This is a genomic window from Faecalibacter macacae (genome assembly GCF_003687725.1).
Taxonomy (GTDB): domain Bacteria; phylum Bacteroidota; class Bacteroidia; order Flavobacteriales; family Weeksellaceae; genus Empedobacter; species Empedobacter macacae.
Window position 1 is genome coordinate 195,517 of sequence record NZ_RDOJ01000001.1, and the last position, 18,892, is coordinate 214,408.

The following is an 18,892-nucleotide window of genomic DNA, read 5'->3' on the forward strand; positions in this document are numbered from 1 at the left end:
TCAATGGGTGCAAAATTACGAATAAATTGTGGGGTAAAAAAAACTAAAGTGAAACTTTAGTGAATAAAAAAAGGCAAGCGACCTACATCACACCGCTACGACCGTATACCTTTGCTACGTTCCCGTCCTGGAGGATTCTACAGGAGCTGGTTGTGTAGGACTTGCCTGATGCAAATGTAAGAATACTTTTAAAAAAACAAAGTAATTTATGAAAAAAATAAAGTGTAAATATTTGTTTAAGGGTTAAATCAATTGATAATGAAATAAATAATTATTGATTTTTTTTAAAAATATTTTATTTTTAGTCAGATTTAGTATCTCTGATACAGAATTATTCTTGAATTTTAGTATGAAATTAACGTATAAACATTAATTATTTCATAGTAAAAACACTTTGATATATTATCTTTGCGGCATGGATACACTTAATAAGGTTTTAAGAAGCGCATTTATATTAACAGCTATCGTGTTAATATTGTTTTTTGGGTTATACATTGCATATTCTACAAATGGAACTATCGATGCCAAAGACTATTATAAATACACAATGCTTATTTGTTGCTTTATTTTAGTGCCTTTATTTGCTACTTTTTCATTCTTCACGATGTTGAATGTTTCTAAAGCAAAAGCGAAAAATGCGACTACATACGAAGAGTTAATGACATTTAAAGAAGGATTCAAAATAGGATTTTATACAATGTTCATTGCTGGTATAATTAGTTTAGCAGTAATATTTATTTTCTTCAATACAAGTGGAGAGTGGGCACAGGAGGCTCTTAAAAATGGAATTTTAGAAACTTTTATGGGTAATATGGATCCTGAAATGGCTGCTGAAATTGAAAAATCAAGAAAACAACCAGAGATTATGAATATTAATTTATTCTCTTTTAAGCATTACTTTGGTTTATTATCTATGTTTTTATCTTTTTACATGGGGGTTTCCGCTATTTTTGCTCAGTTCTTAAAAAAACGTACTTATTAACACAATGGATTTATCAATAGTTGTTCCTTTACTAAACGAACAAGATTCTTTAGAAGAATTATTTACACGTATAAAAACTGTCTGTCACGAAAATGGATATTCTTTTGAAGTTTTATTTATTGACGATGGTAGTACAGATGATTCATGGGAGATTATAGAGTATTTATCTAAGTTTCATCAAGAAGTAAAAGGAATTAAATTCCGTAAAAATTATGGTAAATCACCAGCTTTAAGCGCTGCTTTTAAAGAAGTAAAAGGTAATGTTGTGATTACGATGGATGCGGATTTGCAAGATTTTCCAGAGGAAATTCCGGCATTATATAATACATTAATTAATAAGAAGGCTGATATTGTTTCTGGATGGAAACAAAATCGTCAAGATAACAAGTTAACAAAAAACTTACCTTCTAAATTATTTAATGCAGTAGCTCGTAAAACTTCTGGAGTTGAATTACACGATTTTAACTGTGGTTTAAAAGCGTACCGTTGGGAGGTGACGCAGAACATCGAGTTATATGGCGATATGCACCGTTACATTCCAGTATTAGCTAAAAATGCAGGTTATCATAAAATATTAGAGAAGCAAGTTCGTCACCAAGCACGTAAATATGGAGTGTCTAAATTTGGACCAAGCCGTTTTATTAATGGATTCTTAGACTTAATTACGCTTTATTTTACAGCAAAATTTGGAAATAGACCAATGCATATCTTTGGTTTGATCGGAACGATTATGTTTGCTTTAGGCTTTTTAGCTACTTTCTATTTAGGTATAGATAAATTATTTAAAGTATTTATTTTAGATAAACCAGCACGTTTAATTACAGATAATCCTTATTTTTATATATCTCTTACATCAATGGTTTTAGGAACACAATTGTTTTTAGCAGGTTTCTTAGGAGAATTAATTGTAAGAAATAGTAGAGATCGTAAGATTTATAGTATTCAAAAGGAATTGAATTTGAATTAGTCTAAAATATAACAACCAAACTATATGAAAAAATTACTAACACTTTCGCTTGCGGGATTAGCGCTAGCTAGTTGTTCTTCATCTGTGGATGGAGAAGGAGTAGCTACAGCACAGAAAAATTTTACAGTAGATCATATCACAAGTTTAGATTTATCATGTAATTGTAATGTGACACTTATACCAGGAAATGAAGTTGGTGTAAAAGTAGAAAGTCATCAAAATATTGTTGATAATTTATTGGTTGAAGCAAAAAATGGATCTGTTTCTATTTCTGAAGCTTCACAAGTAGATCAATACAGTGCTTATGATGTTTTCGTATATGTAACAAGAGATTTAAAAGAAGTAGATTTTTCTAAACAAGCTACAGTTAAATTCGCAGGAACTTTAAATGTTGATGATTTAGAAATGGATGTGAATGATCAAGTAAAAGTGGAAGATGCGTATTTAATTACGAATAATTTTAAACTTTCTGTTTACGATCAAGCGGCAGTTAGATTAAAAGGAACTTCAATATCATTAATTTATAATGGTAAAAGTCAGTCGAAAGGAGAGTTATTCGATTTTGAAACTAATGACGCTCAAGCATACACTTCTGATAATGCTATCTTAAATATTAATTCAAGAAAATCTATTGCCGGATCAGCAAAAGGTAATTCAGTTATCACTTATGTAGGGGAGCCTTCAAAAGATACAAAAATTGCTGACAACGCGCAGGTAGTAAAAAAATAAATTCATTAATGAGTACAAGTTTAGAAAGAGCTCAGTTATGGCTTTCTGATTCATATGATGCAGAAACAAGAAATGCTGTACAAGGTTTAATTGATAATAATCCAACAGAATTAGATGATTCTTTTTACCGCGACCTTGAGTTTGGAACTGGAGGTATGCGTGGAATTATGGGTGTTGGTACAAATCGTTTAAACAAATATACATTAGGTGCGGCTACGCAAGGATTATCAAATTATTTAAACGAACAATTTCCAAATAAAGAAAAATCGGTTGCAATTGCATTCGATGTACGTCATAATTCGGATACTTTTGCTAAAATGGTTGCTGATGTTTTAACAGCAAACGGAATTAAAGTTTATTTATTCGAATCTTTCCGCCCAACGCCAGAATTATCTTTCACTGTTCGTCATTTAGGATGTGATGCAGGAATTGTATTAACAGCTTCGCACAATCCTCCGGTTTATAACGGATATAAAGTATATTGGAATGATGGTGCGCAAATTGTACCACCACATGATAAAGCAATTATTACAGAAGTAGAAAGTGTAAAAGTTGATGAAATTAATTTTGAAGGTAATGATGAGTTAATCACAATTATCGGAAAAGAAATTGATGAAGCTTTTATTAATGCTGCTGTTGAAAACGGAAGTTTTACAAAAGAAGGTAAAGAAGATGTAAAAGTTGTATTTACTTCTATCCACGGAACTGCAGTTGCTATAACTCCAAAAGCTTTCGAGCAAGCTGGCTTTACTCAAGTTCATCAAGTTGCTGAACAAGCGATTCCAAGTGGAGATTTTCCAACAGTAAAATCACCAAATCCAGAGGAGCCAGAAGCATTAACAATGGCAGTTGCTTTAGCAAACGAAATTGATGCTGATATTGTTATTGGTACTGACCCTGATGCTGATCGTGTTGGTGTTGCTGCTCGTAATAACGAAGGGAACATGGTTTTATTAAACGGAAACCAAATGAATACTGTTTTATCTTACTATTTATTAGAAAAATGGCAAGAAGCAGGTAAATTAACAGGTAAAGAGTTTATCGGTTCAACAATTGTAACTTCAGATATTTTCTATGATATCGCTTCTAAATTTGGAGTTGATTGTAAAGTTGGATTAACAGGATTCAAATGGATTGCTGATATGATCCGTACTTTCGGAGGTCAAGAAAAATTTATCGGTGGAGGTGAAGAGTCATTCGGTTTTATGGTTGGTGATTTTATTCGTGATAAAGATTCTGTAACAACAGCTTTATTAGTTTCTGAAATTGCTGCTGTTGAAAAAGCGAAAGGAAGTACTTTATACAATAAATTAGTTGATATTTATATTGCATTAGGAAAAGCGTATCAAGAAGATTTAATTTCTATTGTTAAGCCAGGTAAAGAAGGAGCCGAGTTAATCGCAAACATGATGGTTGATTTCCGTGCTAATCCTCCTAAAGAATTAGCTGGATCACCAGTTGTACGTGTGAAAGATTTCCAATCTTCGATTGAAAAAGATTTAGTTTCAGGTGAAGAAAAGTCAATTGATATTCCTAAATCTAATGTATTAATTTTCTATACTGAAGATGGGAGTAAAGTAGCTTGTCGTCCTTCTGGAACTGAACCTAAGATTAAATATTACTTTTCTGTAAATGGACCTTTAGCATCAAAAGAAGAATACAAATCTGTTCAAGATATATTATTAGCTAAAATTGATCAATTAAAAGTTGATTTTAGTAAATAATTGCAAATTATATAAAACGAAAAGGTCGGAAATATTAAATTTCCGACCTTTTTTATGAATTATATTAAATAGTTATTGACTAAAATAATAATGACAAAAAGTAATAAAATGCAGTAGCAATTAAGGCAGAAACTGGGATTGTTAATATCCAAGCCCAAAGTAAACTGAATGTTACACCCCAACGAACAGCAGAAACTCTTTTCACCATTCCAACTCCAATAATTGAACCGGTGATTACGTGTGTTGTTGATACAGGCATTTTAATATGTTCTGTAAAGAATAATGTTACGGCAGATGCTGTCTGAGCTGTAAAACCTTCGATGGGAGTAATCTTGGTAATTTTATTTCCCATTGTTTTTAAAATTTTCATTCCTCCGCCTAATGTTCCAATTGCAATAGCAGAAAAACATACGATAGGTACCCAATCATGAATGTCTTTACTGTCTGTAGTAATGAACCAATCTTTCCAATGGAAAGTATCATTCATAATCCAATTACTCATATCTGAATCTATAATTTGAGCTTGATTAGCTAATAACGCAAAAGTGATTACACCCATTACCTTTTGTGAATCATTTAATCCGTGTCCTATACTTAATAAAGCAGAAGAGACTAATTGTAATCTTTTAAACCAAGTGTCAGCTTTGTGAGGTTTAGCATTTCTACAAATGTTTAAAGTAATAATACTGATTATATTTCCAGCAAGCAAACCAATTAAAGGGGCTACGAAAATAAATGCTACGATTGTTAAAATGATTTCAATATTGATTGCAGATATATTAAAATTTGTTGCAGCTAAAGCACCACCTGCTAATCCTCCAATTAATGTATGCGAAGAGGAAGAAGGTATACCTAATTTCCATGTTAAGATATTCCATGTAATTGCCGCTAATAATGCAGCCATGATAACAATAGAAGGATTTGCTCCGAAAGAAGTTACTATATCTTCTTTAATTATTTTTGAAATTGTATCAGCAACCCCAAATTCGCCAATAATATATTTAGCAATAAAAAAAGCAACGAAATTAAAAAAAGCTGCCCAGATGATAGCTTGAACTGGAGTTAAAACTTTCGTTGCAACTACTGTGGCGATTGAATTGGCGGCATCGTGAAAGCCGTTTATGAAGTCAAATATAATTGCAAGTGCAATTACAATGAATAAGATTGTTAAGCCCATTAATTGATGGATTGTTAATTACAAATTTTCGGCAAATTTAAAAATAAAAAAAGAGGTCTTGTAGAAATAAGCCTCTTTTTTTAAATATTTTAAATTTATATTATTAGAACAGTCCAATAACAAAATAACATAATCCAGCAATTACAGCAGAGATTGGGATAGTTAAAATCCAAGCCCATAATAAACTAATTGTAACTCCCCAACGAACAGCAGAAACACGTTTCGTCATTCCAACACCGATAATAGAACCAGTAATTGTGTGAGTTGTAGAAACAGGAATACCAAAGTGCTCAGAGATGTATAATGTCATTGCTCCGGCTGTTTCAGAAGCTACACCCTCTAGTGGAGTTACTTTTGTAATCTTAGATCCCATTGTCTTGATGATTTTCCATCCACCAGCCATAGTTCCGGCTCCAATAATGATGAAAGATGTGATTGGAACCCATCCCCAGTGGTCAACGAAGTATCCAAATTTATCTTCTGCATCTACATATGCTTGGTCAAAATCTACATTTAAGTGGTAGAAAATAACAGCAGCTCCAATGATACCCATTACCTTTTGTGCATCATTCATACCATGTCCTAAAGAGAATAAAGCAGAAGAAACTAATTGTAATTTCTTAAACCACCATTCTGCAACAGCAGGTTTGGCGTTCTTACAAATATGTAGAATAATAATGGTTAATATACTCGATAATACCATTCCAATAAATGGTGCTAAAAAGATAAATGCAAAAATTGGTAATACTTTATTGTAAACAACAACATCCATTATTGAACCTAAATCAGGATTCATAAAAGAGTGTGTTAATGCAGCTCCAATGAAACCACCAATTAATGTATGTGATGAAGATGATGGAATCCCAAATTTCCAAGTAATCAAGTTCCACGTAATTGCAGCAATAATACCAGCTAAAATAACTTCAAGTGTAATGAAGTTTTCGTTAACGGATTTTGCAATGGTGTTACCAATCTTGAATTCACCAATCCAATAAACTGAAATAAAGTAAGCGGCAAAATTAAATGCAGCAGCCCATAATACAGCTTGGAAAGGAGTTAAAACTTTTGTTGCAACAATTGTTGCAATTGAGTTAGCAGCATCATGAAATCCATTAATGTAATCGAATACGAAAGCTAAAAAGATAATCACTAGTAAGAATATCCCAGCTTTAGAACTCATCATGCCACTAATGATTTCTATAACATCATTAATCATTTCCATTTTGAAATAAATTTAAAAGATTAAGAATGTTTAACAGCGACTGCTTCTAAAACGTTTGCAACACTTTTACATTTGTCAGTTGCAGACTCTAATGAAGATAGAACTTCTTTGTATTTAATGATGTTTTTAGCATCAGTTTCGTTTTCGAAAATTTCTTGAACCGCTTTATCAAAAATACGATCAGATTTGTTTTCTAATTTATTGATACGCTCGCAAATTTCAAAAACTCTGTTTAAGTCTTTAAAGTCTTTAATATTATCAATACCCTCAACGATTAATTGACAAGCTTCTAAATTTACAGCAGTAATCTTACGGATAGATTTTGTAATTTTTTCTACTTGGTAAATTTTGATACGGTTAGCTGCACCATTTAAGTTATCAGCAACATAATCAATAGATTTAATTAAAGAATAAATATCTTCTCTATCAAAAGGAGTAATGAAGTTACGTCCTAACTCTAAGTTTGTCTTTTGAGTTAAAAACTCAATTTTGCTTTCTAAATTTGCAATTTTAGTAAAATAATCTTCACGTTCCTCTAAAGGAGCGTTAACACATTCGTGTAATAATTCTGCTAATTCTACTAATGATTTAGAAGATTCTTCAAACAAAGGGAAGAAAGTTTTATCCCTTGGTGTAAATAATTTAAAAAATGAATTTACTGACATCTAAAAATGTTTTTGTGATGCAAAAGTAAATCATCTAATGTAAACTTAATGTAAAGTTTTATAGAAATGATTTGTGAAGAATAATTTACAATCAAAAAAATATAATAGACTATGATTCATTATTTATCATTACGCTTTAATAGAAGGTGTTTTTGTTATTATTAATGAAGAATTATAAGGCTGTATATTAGTTAGTAATTAGATTTGAAAATTTCCTTAATTGCAAGAAAATCAAAAAAATAATTCATTTATAGTTTGCGGGTTTAATATTTTTTGTAGTTTTGCAGACCCCAAAATGGGTTTAAATTAATTTTTAAAAAGGTAAATTAGTATGCCAACAATTCAACAATTAGTTCGAAAAGGTAGAAAAAAACTAACTAAGAAGAGTAAATCGGCTGCTTTAGAGTCATGTCCACAACGCCGCGGTGTTTGTACACGTGTTTACACAACTACTCCAAAGAAACCTAACTCAGCAATGCGTAAAGTTGCTCGTGTTAGATTAACAAACGGAAAAGAAGTAAATGCGTACATCGGTGGTGAGGGTCACAACTTACAAGAGCACTCGATAGTATTGGTTAGAGGAGGAAGAGTTAAAGACTTACCAGGTGTTCGTTACCACATTGTACGTGGAGCATTAGACACAGCAGGAGTAAACGGACGTACTCAGCGTAGAAGTAAGTATGGAGCGAAACGTCCTAAAGACGCTAAAAAATAATTTAAGAAATGAGAAAGACAAGAGCTAAAAAAAGACCTTTACTTCCAGATCCTAAATTTAACGATCAGTTAGTTACACGTTTCGTAAACAACTTAATGTACGATGGTAAGAAATCTGTTGCATTCAAAATTTTTTATGATGCATTAGAAATCGTAGATTCTCGTAAAGAAGATGCTGAGAAAACTTCGTTAGATATTTGGAAAGAAGCATTATCAAATGTAATGCCTCACGTAGAAGTACGTTCTCGCCGTGTTGGTGGAGCTACATTCCAAATTCCAATGGAAATTCGCCCAGATCGTAAGATCTCTACTGCAATGAAGTGGTTAATTTCTTATTCACGTAAGCGTAATGAGAAATCTATGGCACAAAAATTAGCAGGTGAAATCATCGCTGCTGCTAAAGAAGAAGGTTCTGCTGTTAAAAAACGTCAGGATACTCACAAAATGGCAGAAGCTAATAAAGCGTTCTCACACTTTAGATTCTAGTAAACGATGGCAAGAGACTTATTATACACTAGAAACATTGGTATTGCTGCTCACATTGATGCAGGAAAAACTACAACTACAGAACGTATCTTATTCTATTCAGGTAAGAACCACAAAATTGGTGAAACTCACGAAGGAGGTTCTACAACTGACTGGATGGAGCAAGAAGCAGAAAGAGGTATCACAATTACTTCTGCAGCTGTAACTGTAGCTTGGACATTCCCAACAGAACAAGGTAAACCATTACCAGACGCTAAAGGGTACCACTTTAATATTATCGACACTCCTGGTCACGTTGACTTTACAGTAGAGGTAAACCGTTCTTTACGTGTTTTAGATGGTTTAGTTTTCTTATTTTCAGCAGTAGATGGAGTTGAACCTCAGTCTGAAACAAACTGGCGTTTAGCTGATAACTATAAAGTTCCTCGTTTAGGATTCGTAAACAAAATGGACCGTCAAGGATCTGACTTCTTAAATGTTTGTCGTCAAGTACGTGAAATGTTAGGGTCAAACGCTGTTCCTATCGTTTTACCAATCGGTGATGAAGCAGACTTTAAAGGTGTTGTAGATTTAATTAAAAACCGTGCTATTGTATGGCATGATGATAATTACGGATCTACTTTCGATATCGTAGAAATTCCAGCTGATATGATTGATGACGTGAAGCAATTCCGTGGTCAATTAATCGAAGAAGTTGCTGCATATGACGAGAATTTATTAGAGAAGTATATGGAGGATGAAAACTCTATTACTGAAGAAGAAATTCACGCTGCTTTACGTGCTGCTACTTTAGATATGTCTATCATCCCAATGACTTGTGGATCTTCGTTCAAAAACAAAGGTGTACAATTCATGTTAGATGCTGTATGTCGTTACTTACCATCTCCAATGGATAAAGAAGCGATTCCAGGAACTGACCCAAAAACTGACGAGCCTATCTCAAGAAAGCCTTCAGTTGATGAGCCATTCGCAGCATTAGCATTCAAAATTGCTACTGACCCATTCGTAGGTCGTTTAGCATTCTTCCGTGCTTACTCAGGAGGATTAGACGCTGGTTCTTACGTGTTAAATACTCGTTCTGGTAACAAAGAACGTATTTCTCGTATTTTCCAAATGCACGCTAACAAACAAGAGCCAATCGAGCGTATCGAAGCTGGTGATATTGGAGCTGCAGTAGGTTTCAAAGATATTAAAACAGGAGATACTTTATGTGATGAAAAAGCACCTATCGTATTAGAGTCTATGGACTTCCCTGATCCAGTTATTGGTATCGCAGTTGAGCCTAAAACAAAAGCTGACGTTGATAAATTAGGTATGGCTTTAGCTAAATTAGCTGAAGAAGATCCAACATTCCAAGTAAAAACTGATGAGGCTTCAGGTCAAACAGTTATTTCTGGTATGGGTGAGTTACACTTAGATATCATCGTTGACCGTTTAAGACGTGAATTCAAAGTTGAAGTTAATCAAGGTGAGCCTCAAGTAGAATACAAAGAGTCATTCTCAAGACAAGCGAACCACCGTGAGGTTTACAAAAAACAATCTGGTGGACGTGGTAAATTTGCTGATATCGTTTTCGAAATGGGACCAGCAGATGAAGGTAAAACTGGATTAGAATTCATTTCAGAAATTAAAGGTGGTAACGTTCCAAAAGAATTTATCCCTTCAATTGAGAAAGGATTTAAAGCTGCGATGAAAAACGGACCTTTAGCAGGTTTCGAAATGGATTCATTAAAGATTACTTTAAAAGATGGATCTTTCCACCCTGTGGATTCTGACCAATTATCTTTCGAGTTAGCTGCTCAAATGGGTTATAAAGCTGCTGCTAAAGCTGCTGGTGCTCAAATTTTAGAGCCTATCATGAAGTTAGAGGTTTTAACTCCAGAGGAAAACATGGGAGACGTTGTAGGTGATTTAAACAGAAGACGTGGACAAGTTTCAGGTATGGATGACAGAAATAACGCTAAAGTTATTAAAGCTATGGTTCCATTATCAGAAATGTTCGGTTATGTAACTGCGTTACGTACATTATCTTCTGGTCGTGCTACATCGACTATGGAATTCGATCACTACGCTCCAGCACCAACAAGTGTGTCTGAAGCTGTAATCGCTAAAGCAAAAGGAAACTAATCGCTTAATTAAATTAAGAAATGAGTCAAAAAATTAGAATCAAATTAAAATCTTACGATTACTCTTTAGTTGATAAGTCAGCTGAGAAAATCGTAAAAACTGTAAAAGCTACAGGAGCTGTTGTTAATGGTCCTATTCCATTACCAACTCACAAAAGAATCTTTACAGTTTTAAGATCTCCACACGTAAACAAAAAATCTCGTGAGCAATTTCAATTATCAGCTCACAAAAGATTATTAGATATCTATTCTTCATCTGCAAAAACTGTTGATGCATTAATGAAGTTAGAATTACCTAGTGGTGTAGAAGTTGAAATTAAAGTGTAGTTATACGCACATTAATTAAAATATATTAAAAAAACCCTGAGAAGTGCACATCTCAGGGTTTTTATTTATTTCAAAGTCATGTTTTATATTACTCAAAAACATTGATTTAAAAATAATTAGCAAAATATTTGTGATTTGTGAAATAATTCATACATTTGCAAACTGATTTTAGGGAAGCTCTCTAGTAGATTAAGTTCTACATTCTCTGAAATTTTATTTAAAATAATAACATAAATTAATCAAATGTCAGGTATCATTGGTAAAAAAATCGCGATGACTAGCTTATTTGATGAGAACGGGAAAAACATTCCAGTTACTATCATTCAAGCAGGGCCATGTGTGGTTACTCAAGTCAGAACCTTAGAGAAAGATGGGTATGTTTCTGCTCAACTTGGTTTCGATGACGCAAAAGAAAAAAACACTCCGAATGCTTTAAAAGGTCACTTCAAAAAAGCTGGAACAACTCCAAAACGTAAGTTAGTTGAGTTTTACGGTAACGATTGGGTTGAGTCTTTAAACTTAGGAGATGTAGTAGGTGTTGATTTAATCAACGAAGGAGAATTTGTAAGTGTTACAGGTACTTCTAAAGGAAAAGGTTTCCAAGGTGTTGTTAAACGTCATGGTTTCGGTGGAGTAGGTCAAGCTACACACGGTCAACATAACCGTTTAAGAGCACCAGGTTCTATCGGTGCTGGTTCTGATCCTTCTCGTGTATTCAAAGGAATGCGTATGGCTGGAAGAATGGGTGGTAAACAAGTTACTGTTCAGAACTTACAAGTTTTAAAAGTGGATACGGAACAAAACCTTTTAGTTGTTAAAGGTGCTATCCCAGGTCCAAAAAGTTCATACGTAATCGTTAGAAGATTCAAGTAATGGAAGTAGTAGTATTAAACATAAACGGTCAAGAGACTGGAAGAACAGTTTCTTTAGACGAGACAGTTTTTGGAATTGAGCCATCTGCACATACTGTGTATTTAGAAGTTAAGCAATACTTAGCTGCTCAACGTCAAGGAACTCACAAATCAAAAGAAAGAGCTGAAATTGCGGGATCTACTCGTAAAATCAAAAAACAAAAAGGTACAGGTACTGCACGTGCGGGATCTATCAAATCTCCGGTTTTCCGTGGAGGAGGTAGAGTTTTCGGACCACGTCCAAGAAACTACTCTTTTAAATTAAACAAAGCTCAAAAGAGATTAGCTAAAAAATCTGTTTTATCTCAGAAATTAGCTGATAACGAAATTAAAGTTGTTGAAAACTTTACATTCGAAACTCCTAAGACTAAAGAATTTAAAGCTGTTTTATCTAACTTAGGTTTAGAGAACAAAAAGTCTTTATTCATTATGGGTGAGTCAAATAATAACGTATATTTGTCTTCGCGCAATTTACAAAGAACTAAAGTTGTAACTACTTCTGAATTAAATGTTTTCGATTTAATCAATGCTTCAGAAATTGTTTTCTTAGAAGGTTCTTTAGCGTCTGTTCAAGAAAATTTAAGTAAATAAAACGAGAAATGGGAATATTAATTAAACCAGTTATTTCAGAAAAAGCTACTAGTAACAGTGAAGTATTAGGGCAATATTCGTTTTATGTAGATACAAAAGCTAACAAGATTGAAATTAAAAAAGCTATTGAAGCAACTTACGGTGTGAATGTAGTATCTGTTAGTACTTTAGTTTCTGCTCCAAAAGTGAAAACTCGTTACACAAAAACAGGTTTTCAAACTGGAAAAACTAATAAAATGAAAAAAGCGATCGTTAGCTTAGCTGAAGGTCAAGAAATTGAGTTGTTCGGATAATTTAAGAATTAAAAAATGTCAGTAAGAAAATTAAAACCTATCACCCCAGGACAACGTTTTAGAGTCGTTAATGATTTCGCAGCTGTTGATAAAAACGCTAAGCCTGAGAAAACATTATTAGAAGGAAAATCTAAATCGGGTGGACGTAACAACACTGGTAAAATGACAATGCGTTATATCGGTGGTGGACACAAACAAAAATACCGTATCATCGACTTCAAACGTGATAAAGAAGGTGCTGCAACTGTTGAATCTGTACAATACGATCCAAACAGAACTGCATTTATCGCTTTATTATCTTACGAAGATGGTGAAAAACGTTACATTATCGCTCAAAATGGGTTAAAAGCAGGACAAGTAGTTGTTTCAGCTGATGCTACAGAGCCAGAGGTAGGTAACGCAATGAAATTAAAAAACATTCCTTTAGGTACAGTAATCTCTTGTATTGAGTTACGTCCAGGTCAAGGAGCTGTTATGGCACGTAGTGCTGGTACTTATGCGCAATTAGTTGCACGTGATGGTAAATACGCTATCGTTAAGTTACCAAGTGGTGAGGTGAGAATGATTTTAGTGGAGTGTAAAGCAACAGTAGGTGTTGTTTCTAACACTGATCATCAGTTAGAAGTTTCTGGTAAAGCAGGACGTTCTAGATGGCAAGGTCGTCGTCCAAGAACTCGTCCAATGGTTATGAACCCTGTAGATCACCCAATGGGTGGTGGTGAAGGTCGTGCGACAGGAGGTATTCCTCGTTCTCGTAACGGTATTCCAGCGAAAGGTTACAAAACTCGCGACAAGAAAAAAGCGTCTAACAAATATATTGTTGAAAGAAGAAAAAAATAATTTATGGCACGTTCATTAAAAAAAGGACCATTCATCCACTATAAATTAGAAAAGAAAGTTCTTGCTAATGTTGAATCAGGAAGCAAAAACGTAATTAAAACTTGGTCGAGAGCATCAATGATTTCTCCAGATTTCGTAGGTCAAACGATCGCAGTTCATAACGGGAAACAATTTATCCCAGTTTTTGTTACTGAGAATATGGTAGGTCATAAATTAGGTGAGTTCGCTCCAACACGTACTTTTAGAGGTCATGCCGGAGCTAAAAACAAAGGAAAAAAATAGTAAAAGGCCATGGGATCTAGAAAAAGATTAAGTAACGAAAAAATCAAAGAAGCTAACAAGCAGGTAGCTTCTGCGAAATTAAATAATGTTCCTACTTCTCCTCGTAAGATGAGATTAGTAACTGATATCATTCGTGGTGTTGAAATTCAAAAAGCTTTAGGTATTTTAAAATATACTAAAAATCACGCATCTATCCGTTTAGAGAAATTGTTATTAAGCGCTATCGCTAACTGGCAAGTTAAAAACGAAGGAGCTGATATTGAAGAAGCTGGTTTATTTGTTAAGACTATCTCTGTTGATAGTGCGCGTCAATTAAAAAGAATTCGTACTGCACCTCAAGGTAGAGCACACAGAATCAGAAAACGTTCAAACCACGTAACTTTAGTTTTAGGAACTAAAGAAGATAAACAAAAAGTACAAGATTAATAATATGGGACAAAAGACTAATCCAATCGGAAATCGTTTAGGAATCATCAGAGGATGGGATTCTAACTGGTACGGTGGTAATGACTATGGTGATAAAATTGCTGAAGATGCGAAAATTCGTACTTACTTAAGAGCTCGTTTATCTAAAGCCGGAGTTTCTCGTATTTACATTGATCGTACTTTAAAATTAGTTACTGTAACTGTAACTACTGCTCGTCCAGGTATCATTATTGGTAAAGGTGGACAAGAGGTTGATAAATTAAAAGAAGAGTTAAAGAAAATCACTGGAAAAGAGGTTCAAATTAACATTTTTGAAATTAAGAGACCAGAATTAGATGCAATCTTAGTAGGTGATAGTATCGCTCGTCAAATTGAGAATCGTATTTCTTACCGTCGTGCTATTAAAATGGCAATCACTTCTGCTATGAGAATGAACGCAGAAGGAATCAAAGTTCAAATCTCTGGACGTTTAAACGGAGCTGAAATGGCACGTTCTGAAACTTACAAAGATGGACGTATTCCTTTATCTACATTCCGTGCAGATATTGACTACCACATTTCAGAAGCTCACACAACTTACGGTCGTTTAGGTATCAAAGTTTGGGTTATGAAAGGAGAGGTATATGGTAAGAGAGAATTATCTCCATTAGTTGGATTACAAAAGAAACAAAAGAAATCTGACAATAGAAAAGGAGGTGAAAGATCTAATAATAGAAAGCGATAATTTAGTTTTAAACTAACATAAAGAAATTAAGTAGATATGTTATCACCGAGAAGAGTAAAATTTAGAAAAACCCAAAAAGGTAAGATGAAAGGAGTTTCTCACAGAGGAACTGAATTAGCTTACGGGACTTTCGGGATCAAATCTTTAGACGAAGCGTTTATTACAGCTCGTCAAATCGAGGCAGCTCGTATTGCAGCAACTCGTTTCATGAAGAGAGAAGGTCAATTATGGATTAAAATATTTCCAGATAAACCAATTACTAAGAAACCAGCAGAGGTACGTATGGGTAAAGGTAAAGGTGCTCCAGAATATTGGGTAGCTCCAGTACAACCAGGTCGTATTATTTTCGAAGTAGGAGGTGTGCCATTAGAGGTTGCAACTGAAGCTTTGCGTTTAGCAGCTCAGAAATTACCTGTTAAGACTAGGTTTATCGTTGCACGTGATTTCCAAAATTAATTAATTACAAAAAATTAAGAAAAAATGAAAGCAGCAGATATTAGAAATCTAAGCGTAGAGGAGATTAAAGCTAAATTAGCTGAAGAACAAGCAAACTATGATTCGTTAAAATTAACGAATGCAGTTTCTCCTGTAGGAAATCCAATCGGTATTAGAGACTTACGCAGAACAATTGCACGTCTTAATACTGTATTAAACGAAAAACAATCATAACAGTAATCTGTAACTGATGGAAAGAAATTTAAGAAAAGAAAGAATAGGTTTAGTTACTTCAAACAAAATGGATAAAACCATTGTTGTTGCTGAGACTAAAAAGCAAAAGCACCCATTTTATGGGAAATTCGTTGTAAAAACGAAGAAATATACAGCGCACGACGAATCTAACGAGTGTAACGAAGGTGACACTGTGCGTATCATGGAAACTCGTCCTTTGTCTAAAAACAAAAGATGGAGATTAGTAGAAATTATTGAAAGAGCTAAATAATATAAGTTATGTTACAACAAGAATCTAGATTAAAAGTTGCAGATAACACAGGAGCTCGTGAAGCATTAGTAATCCGCGTTTTAGGTGGTACTAAAAGAAGATACGCATCAGTTGGTGACAAAATCGTAGTTGCTATTAAAGATGCAACTCCAAACGGAAACGTTAAGAAGGGTGCTGTATCTAAAGCTGTTGTAGTTAGAACTAAAAAAGAAGTTCGTAGAAAAGACGGTTCATATATCCGTTTCGACGATAATGCTTGTGTATTATTAAATACTCAAGGTGAGATGCGTGGTACTCGTGTATTCGGTCCAGTAGCTCGTGAATTACGTGATAAAGAATATATGAAGATTGTATCATTAGCCCCAGAGGTATTATAATATAACAACATGGCAAAGTTAAAAATTAAAAAAGGAGACAAAGTAGTCGTTTTATCAGGTTCGTCAAAAGGACAAACTGGTACAGTATTACGCGTATTCCCTGACAAAGCTAAAGCTATCGTTGAAGGGGTTAATATCGCAAAAAAACGTGTAAAGCCAAGCGCACAAAATCCACAAGGTGGAGTTGTTGAGAAGGAAGCTCAAATCTATTTATGTAAATTGGCTTTAGTTGATCCAGAAACTGGAAAAGCTACGAAAGTTGCTATCAAAGTTGAAGGTGATAAAAAAGTAAGAATTGCTAAAAAATCAGGTAAAGCTATCTAATCATGAGTACAACTAAATACACACCTCGTCCGCAGGTTAAATATAAAGAAGAGATTGTATCTGCTTTAATGGAAGAGTTTGGATACAAATCTATTATGCAAGTTCCTAAATTAGAGAAAATTGTTTTATCTCAAGGTTTAGGTGCTGCTACAGCTGATAAAAAAATCGTTGATTACGCTATCGAAGAGTTAGAGTTAATCACAGGTCAAAAAGCAGTAGGAACTATCTCTAAGAAAGATGAGGCAGCTTTCAAATTACGTAAAGGAATGCCAATTGGGGCAAAAGTAACTTTACGTGGTGAGAAAATGTACGAATTCTTAGAGCGTTTAGTATCTGCATCTTTACCTCGTGTACGTGACTTTAGCGGTATTTCAGCTACAGGTTTTGATGGTAGAGGTAACTATAACTTAGGTATCAAAGAACAAATCATCTTCCCTGAGATTAATATTGATAAAATCAAGAAAATTCAAGGTTTAGATATTACTTTCGTAACATCTGCTCCAACAGATAAGGAAGCAAAATCTTTATTAACAAAGTTCGGTTTACCATTTACTAAAGAAAATTAAGCTATGGCTAAAGAATCAATGAAAGCGCGTGAGCGCAAAAGAGAAGCATTGGTAGCTAAATATGCTGCTAAACGTCAAGCTTTATTAGAAGCTGGTGACTACGATGCTTTACAAAAATTACCTAAAAACGCTTCTCCAGTACGTTTACACAACCGTTGTAAATTAACTGGACGTCCAAGAGGATACATGAGAACTTTCGGAATCTCTCGTGTAACTTTCCGTGAGATGGCTAACGAAGGGTTAATCCCAGGTGTTAAAAAAGCTTCTTGGTAATCTACCAATAAGTTATTAAATATAAATCCTTACTCGTACAGAGTAAGGATTTTTTAATTTAAACAATGTTGTAAATGTAAATATCTGGCTTTTACAAGGTTATTTTGATGCAAATAAATTATTTTATTGCTTGATATGGTTTTATTTAAAAAAAAGATATATATTTGCAACCCAAATGCATAGTGCATTTTGGTCAAAGTTTAATTTTAAAAGTAGGGCGTTAAGCTCTATACTATAGAATTATTTTATGTATACAGATCCAATTTCAGATTTTCTAACTCGTGTTAGAAATGCAATGATGGCAGGGCACAAAGTTGTTGAAATCCCAGCATCAAAAATTAAAAAAGAGATCACAAAGATCTTATTTGAACAAGGTTACATCTTAAACTACAAGTTTGAAGGACAAGATCAACCTCAAGGAACAATCAAAATCGCTTTAAAATACGATAAAGTATCTAAAGAGCCAGCTATCCGTAAAATCAAAAGAGCTTCGACTCCAGGTTTACGTCAGTACGCAGGAGCTAAAGAATTACCTCGTGTATTAAACGGTTTAGGTATTGCTATCGTTTCTACTTCTAGAGGAGTAATGACTGACAAACAAGCTCGTCAAGAGAATATTGGTGGTGAGGTATTATGTTTTGTTTACTAATATTTAAAAGCAAGTAATTATGTCAAGAATAGGAAAAGCATCGATTAATATCCCAGCTGCTGCTACAGTAGAATTTACTAACAATGTTGTAACTGTAAAAGGAAACAATGTTGAAATGACTCAAACGTTAAAAGAAGGATTCGAAATTAATATCGAAGAAGGTGTTTTAACAGTTGTACGTCCATCTGATTCTAAAGAAGATAGATCTTTACACGGTTTATACCGCGCATTAATCAATAATATGATTGTTGGTGTAACTGAAGGATTCAAAAAACAATTAGAATTAGTTGGTGTTGGTTATAGAGCATCAAATCAAGGTCAAAAATTAGATTTATCTTTAGGTTTCTCTCACAATATTTTAATTGATATTGCACCAGAAGTTAAAGTTGAAACTTTAACTGAAAAAGGTAAAAATCCAATCATTACTTTATCTTCTCACGATAACCAATTATTAGGTATGATCGTTGCAAAAATCAGAGGATACCGTAAACCAGAACCATACAAAGGAAAAGGTATTAAGTTCGTAGGAGAAATTATTAGAAGAAAAGCAGGTAAATCTGCATAAAAATCATTGAAA

27 protein-coding genes and 1 other RNA gene are annotated in these 18,892 nt (G+C 33.8%); 24 read left to right on the top strand and 4 right to left on the bottom strand.

Annotation, left to right across the window (positions count from 1 at the left end):
* Positions 1–68: 68 nt before the first annotated feature.
* Positions 69–167: signal recognition particle sRNA small type (ffs, locus tag EAH69_RS00915), an RNA gene on the bottom strand.
* A 248-nt stretch (positions 168–415) separates the two neighbouring features.
* On the opposite strand from ffs, the gene EAH69_RS00920 reads away from it, so the two are divergent.
* The 4 genes from EAH69_RS00920 to EAH69_RS00935 are packed head-to-tail and all read left to right on the top strand — an operon-like array spanning position 416 to position 4,402.
* Positions 416–982, top strand: a complete 567-nt coding sequence (locus EAH69_RS00920; protein WP_121933325.1) for a DUF4199 domain-containing protein — start codon at positions 416–418, stop codon at positions 980–982.
* 4 nt (positions 983–986) lie between these two features.
* Positions 987–1,949 carry a glycosyltransferase family 2 protein gene (locus tag EAH69_RS00925; protein ID WP_121933326.1) on the top strand — a complete coding sequence of 321 codons (963 nt, stop codon included), beginning with the start codon at positions 987–989 and terminating at the stop codon, positions 1,947–1,949.
* A gap of 24 nt (positions 1,950–1,973) precedes the next feature.
* A complete protein-coding gene (locus EAH69_RS00930) occupies positions 1,974–2,678 on the top strand; it encodes a GIN domain-containing protein (RefSeq protein WP_121933327.1) in 705 nt (234 codons plus the stop codon).
* An 8-nt stretch (positions 2,679–2,686) separates the two neighbouring features.
* Entirely contained in the window at positions 2,687–4,402 is a 1,716-nt protein-coding gene (locus EAH69_RS00935) for a phospho-sugar mutase (protein WP_121933328.1), read from the top strand.
* Positions 4,403–4,481: 79 nt separating this feature from the next.
* On the opposite strand, the gene EAH69_RS00940 is transcribed toward EAH69_RS00935, so the two are convergent.
* The 3 genes from EAH69_RS00940 to EAH69_RS00950 form a co-directional block, all read right to left on the bottom strand.
* Positions 4,482–5,579 carry an inorganic phosphate transporter gene (locus EAH69_RS00940; RefSeq protein WP_121933329.1) on the bottom strand — a complete coding sequence of 366 codons (1,098 nt, stop codon included), beginning with the start codon at positions 5,577–5,579 and terminating at the stop codon, positions 4,482–4,484.
* A gap of 103 nt (positions 5,580–5,682) precedes the next feature.
* Entirely contained in the window at positions 5,683–6,795 is a 1,113-nt protein-coding gene (locus EAH69_RS00945) for an inorganic phosphate transporter (RefSeq protein WP_230466653.1), read from the bottom strand.
* A 26-nt stretch (positions 6,796–6,821) separates the two neighbouring features.
* A complete protein-coding gene (locus EAH69_RS00950) occupies positions 6,822–7,466 on the bottom strand; it encodes a DUF47 domain-containing protein (RefSeq protein ID WP_121933330.1) in 645 nt (214 codons plus the stop codon).
* 331 nt (positions 7,467–7,797) lie between these two features.
* On the opposite strand from EAH69_RS00950, the gene rpsL reads away from it, so the two are divergent.
* The 20 genes from rpsL to rplF all read left to right on the top strand — a co-directional run bounded on the left by rpsL (position 7,798) and on the right by rplF (position 18,880).
* Positions 7,798–8,181, top strand: coding sequence for a 30S ribosomal protein S12 (gene rpsL / locus EAH69_RS00955; protein ID WP_019974211.1), 384 nt, complete (start codon positions 7,798–7,800; stop codon positions 8,179–8,181).
* Between the two features lie 8 nt (positions 8,182–8,189).
* Positions 8,190–8,666 carry a 30S ribosomal protein S7 gene (gene rpsG, locus EAH69_RS00960; RefSeq protein WP_121933331.1) on the top strand — a complete coding sequence of 159 codons (477 nt, stop codon included), beginning with the start codon at positions 8,190–8,192 and terminating at the stop codon, positions 8,664–8,666.
* Positions 8,667–8,672: 6 nt separating this feature from the next.
* Positions 8,673–10,793 carry an elongation factor G gene (gene fusA, locus EAH69_RS00965; protein WP_121933332.1) on the top strand — a complete coding sequence of 707 codons (2,121 nt, stop codon included), beginning with the start codon at positions 8,673–8,675 and terminating at the stop codon, positions 10,791–10,793.
* Positions 10,794–10,813: 20 nt separating this feature from the next.
* A complete protein-coding gene (rpsJ, locus tag EAH69_RS00970; RefSeq protein ID WP_121933333.1) occupies positions 10,814–11,119 on the top strand; it encodes a 30S ribosomal protein S10 in 306 nt (101 codons plus the stop codon).
* A gap of 243 nt (positions 11,120–11,362) precedes the next feature.
* Complete coding sequence (gene rplC / locus EAH69_RS00975; RefSeq protein WP_121933334.1) at positions 11,363–11,992, top strand: 50S ribosomal protein L3; 630 nt, start codon at positions 11,363–11,365, stop codon at positions 11,990–11,992.
* Positions 11,992–12,621: a 50S ribosomal protein L4 gene (rplD, locus tag EAH69_RS00980; protein WP_121933335.1), complete on the top strand. Its 630-nt coding sequence runs from the start codon at positions 11,992–11,994 to the stop codon at positions 12,619–12,621. Before rplC ends, rplD begins: the two co-directional genes overlap by 1 nt.
* Before the next feature lie 8 nt (positions 12,622–12,629).
* Complete coding sequence (gene rplW / locus EAH69_RS00985; protein ID WP_121933336.1) at positions 12,630–12,914, top strand: 50S ribosomal protein L23; 285 nt, start codon at positions 12,630–12,632, stop codon at positions 12,912–12,914.
* A gap of 15 nt (positions 12,915–12,929) precedes the next feature.
* A complete protein-coding gene (gene rplB / locus EAH69_RS00990) occupies positions 12,930–13,754 on the top strand; it encodes a 50S ribosomal protein L2 (protein WP_121933337.1) in 825 nt (274 codons plus the stop codon).
* A 3-nt stretch (positions 13,755–13,757) separates the two neighbouring features.
* Complete coding sequence (rpsS, locus tag EAH69_RS00995; protein ID WP_121933338.1) at positions 13,758–14,036, top strand: 30S ribosomal protein S19; 279 nt, start codon at positions 13,758–13,760, stop codon at positions 14,034–14,036.
* 9 nt (positions 14,037–14,045) lie between these two features.
* The gene (gene rplV / locus EAH69_RS01000) at positions 14,046–14,462 is read left to right on the top strand and encodes a 50S ribosomal protein L22 (protein WP_121933339.1); all 417 of its coding nucleotides are present in this window, start codon (positions 14,046–14,048) and stop codon (positions 14,460–14,462) included.
* A 4-nt stretch (positions 14,463–14,466) separates the two neighbouring features.
* Positions 14,467–15,186, top strand: a complete 720-nt coding sequence (gene rpsC / locus EAH69_RS01005) for a 30S ribosomal protein S3 (RefSeq protein ID WP_121933340.1) — start codon at positions 14,467–14,469, stop codon at positions 15,184–15,186.
* Between the two features lie 36 nt (positions 15,187–15,222).
* Positions 15,223–15,642 (top strand): 50S ribosomal protein L16, encoded by a 420-nt coding sequence (gene rplP / locus EAH69_RS01010; RefSeq protein ID WP_121933341.1) that lies wholly within the window; start codon positions 15,223–15,225, stop codon positions 15,640–15,642.
* Between the two features lie 24 nt (positions 15,643–15,666).
* Positions 15,667–15,855: a 50S ribosomal protein L29 gene (gene rpmC / locus EAH69_RS01015; RefSeq protein WP_121933342.1), complete on the top strand. Its 189-nt coding sequence runs from the start codon at positions 15,667–15,669 to the stop codon at positions 15,853–15,855.
* Positions 15,856–15,871: 16 nt separating this feature from the next.
* A complete protein-coding gene (gene rpsQ, locus EAH69_RS01020; protein ID WP_121933343.1) occupies positions 15,872–16,126 on the top strand; it encodes a 30S ribosomal protein S17 in 255 nt (84 codons plus the stop codon).
* 8 nt (positions 16,127–16,134) lie between these two features.
* Positions 16,135–16,503 carry a 50S ribosomal protein L14 gene (gene rplN / locus EAH69_RS01025; protein ID WP_092907634.1) on the top strand — a complete coding sequence of 123 codons (369 nt, stop codon included), beginning with the start codon at positions 16,135–16,137 and terminating at the stop codon, positions 16,501–16,503.
* A 9-nt stretch (positions 16,504–16,512) separates the two neighbouring features.
* On the top strand, positions 16,513–16,827 hold the full coding sequence (gene rplX / locus EAH69_RS01030; protein ID WP_121933344.1) for a 50S ribosomal protein L24: 315 nt from the start codon (positions 16,513–16,515) through the stop codon (positions 16,825–16,827).
* Positions 16,828–16,829: 2 nt separating this feature from the next.
* Positions 16,830–17,393 carry a 50S ribosomal protein L5 gene (gene rplE, locus EAH69_RS01035; protein ID WP_121933345.1) on the top strand — a complete coding sequence of 188 codons (564 nt, stop codon included), beginning with the start codon at positions 16,830–16,832 and terminating at the stop codon, positions 17,391–17,393.
* A 3-nt stretch (positions 17,394–17,396) separates the two neighbouring features.
* A complete protein-coding gene (gene rpsN / locus EAH69_RS01040) occupies positions 17,397–17,666 on the top strand; it encodes a 30S ribosomal protein S14 (protein WP_121933346.1) in 270 nt (89 codons plus the stop codon).
* A gap of 247 nt (positions 17,667–17,913) precedes the next feature.
* Complete coding sequence (rpsH, locus tag EAH69_RS01045) at positions 17,914–18,315, top strand: 30S ribosomal protein S8 (RefSeq protein WP_121933347.1); 402 nt, start codon at positions 17,914–17,916, stop codon at positions 18,313–18,315.
* A 19-nt stretch (positions 18,316–18,334) separates the two neighbouring features.
* Positions 18,335–18,880 carry a 50S ribosomal protein L6 gene (gene rplF, locus EAH69_RS01050; protein WP_121933348.1) on the top strand — a complete coding sequence of 182 codons (546 nt, stop codon included), beginning with the start codon at positions 18,335–18,337 and terminating at the stop codon, positions 18,878–18,880.
* The last annotated feature ends 12 nt before the right edge of the window (positions 18,881–18,892 follow it).

Bases quoted from the DNA above. Each gene is read 5' to 3' on its own strand.
- EAH69_RS00950 (WP_121933330.1), bottom strand. From the start codon at position 7,466: ATGTCAGTAAATTCATTTTTTAAATTATTTACACCAAGGGATAAAACT.
- rpsN (WP_121933346.1), top strand. From the start codon at position 17,397: ATGGCTAAAGAATCAATGAAAGCGCGTGAGCGCAAAAGAGAAGCATTG.
- rplD (WP_121933335.1), top strand. From the start codon at position 11,992: ATGGAAGTAGTAGTATTAAACATAAACGGTCAAGAGACTGGAAGAACA.
- EAH69_RS00940 (WP_121933329.1), bottom strand. From the start codon at position 5,579: ATGGGCTTAACAATCTTATTCATTGTAATTGCACTTGCAATTATATTT.
- rpsC (WP_121933340.1), top strand. From the start codon at position 14,467: ATGGGACAAAAGACTAATCCAATCGGAAATCGTTTAGGAATCATCAGA.
- rplW (WP_121933336.1), top strand. From the start codon at position 12,630: ATGGGAATATTAATTAAACCAGTTATTTCAGAAAAAGCTACTAGTAAC.
- EAH69_RS00925 (WP_121933326.1), top strand. From the start codon at position 987: ATGGATTTATCAATAGTTGTTCCTTTACTAAACGAACAAGATTCTTTA.
- rplE (WP_121933345.1), top strand. From the start codon at position 16,830: ATGAGTACAACTAAATACACACCTCGTCCGCAGGTTAAATATAAAGAA.
- rplN (WP_092907634.1), top strand. From the start codon at position 16,135: ATGTTACAACAAGAATCTAGATTAAAAGTTGCAGATAACACAGGAGCT.
- fusA (WP_121933332.1), top strand. From the start codon at position 8,673: ATGGCAAGAGACTTATTATACACTAGAAACATTGGTATTGCTGCTCAC.
- rpsQ (WP_121933343.1), top strand. From the start codon at position 15,872: ATGGAAAGAAATTTAAGAAAAGAAAGAATAGGTTTAGTTACTTCAAAC.
- rpsS (WP_121933338.1), top strand. From the start codon at position 13,758: ATGGCACGTTCATTAAAAAAAGGACCATTCATCCACTATAAATTAGAA.
- rpmC (WP_121933342.1), top strand. From the start codon at position 15,667: ATGAAAGCAGCAGATATTAGAAATCTAAGCGTAGAGGAGATTAAAGCT.
- EAH69_RS00920 (WP_121933325.1), top strand. From the start codon at position 416: ATGGATACACTTAATAAGGTTTTAAGAAGCGCATTTATATTAACAGCT.
- rplP (WP_121933341.1), top strand. From the start codon at position 15,223: ATGTTATCACCGAGAAGAGTAAAATTTAGAAAAACCCAAAAAGGTAAG.
- EAH69_RS00935 (WP_121933328.1), top strand. From the start codon at position 2,687: ATGAGTACAAGTTTAGAAAGAGCTCAGTTATGGCTTTCTGATTCATAT.
- rplB (WP_121933337.1), top strand. From the start codon at position 12,930: ATGTCAGTAAGAAAATTAAAACCTATCACCCCAGGACAACGTTTTAGA.
- rpsL (WP_019974211.1), top strand. From the start codon at position 7,798: ATGCCAACAATTCAACAATTAGTTCGAAAAGGTAGAAAAAAACTAACT.
- rplV (WP_121933339.1), top strand. From the start codon at position 14,046: ATGGGATCTAGAAAAAGATTAAGTAACGAAAAAATCAAAGAAGCTAAC.
- rplC (WP_121933334.1), top strand. From the start codon at position 11,363: ATGTCAGGTATCATTGGTAAAAAAATCGCGATGACTAGCTTATTTGAT.
- EAH69_RS00945 (WP_230466653.1), bottom strand. From the start codon at position 6,795: ATGATTAATGATGTTATAGAAATCATTAGTGGCATGATGAGTTCTAAA.
- rpsG (WP_121933331.1), top strand. From the start codon at position 8,190: ATGAGAAAGACAAGAGCTAAAAAAAGACCTTTACTTCCAGATCCTAAA.
- rplX (WP_121933344.1), top strand. From the start codon at position 16,513: ATGGCAAAGTTAAAAATTAAAAAAGGAGACAAAGTAGTCGTTTTATCA.
- rpsH (WP_121933347.1), top strand. From the start codon at position 17,914: ATGTATACAGATCCAATTTCAGATTTTCTAACTCGTGTTAGAAATGCA.
- rplF (WP_121933348.1), top strand. From the start codon at position 18,335: ATGTCAAGAATAGGAAAAGCATCGATTAATATCCCAGCTGCTGCTACA.
- EAH69_RS00930 (WP_121933327.1), top strand. From the start codon at position 1,974: ATGAAAAAATTACTAACACTTTCGCTTGCGGGATTAGCGCTAGCTAGT.
- rpsJ (WP_121933333.1), top strand. From the start codon at position 10,814: ATGAGTCAAAAAATTAGAATCAAATTAAAATCTTACGATTACTCTTTA.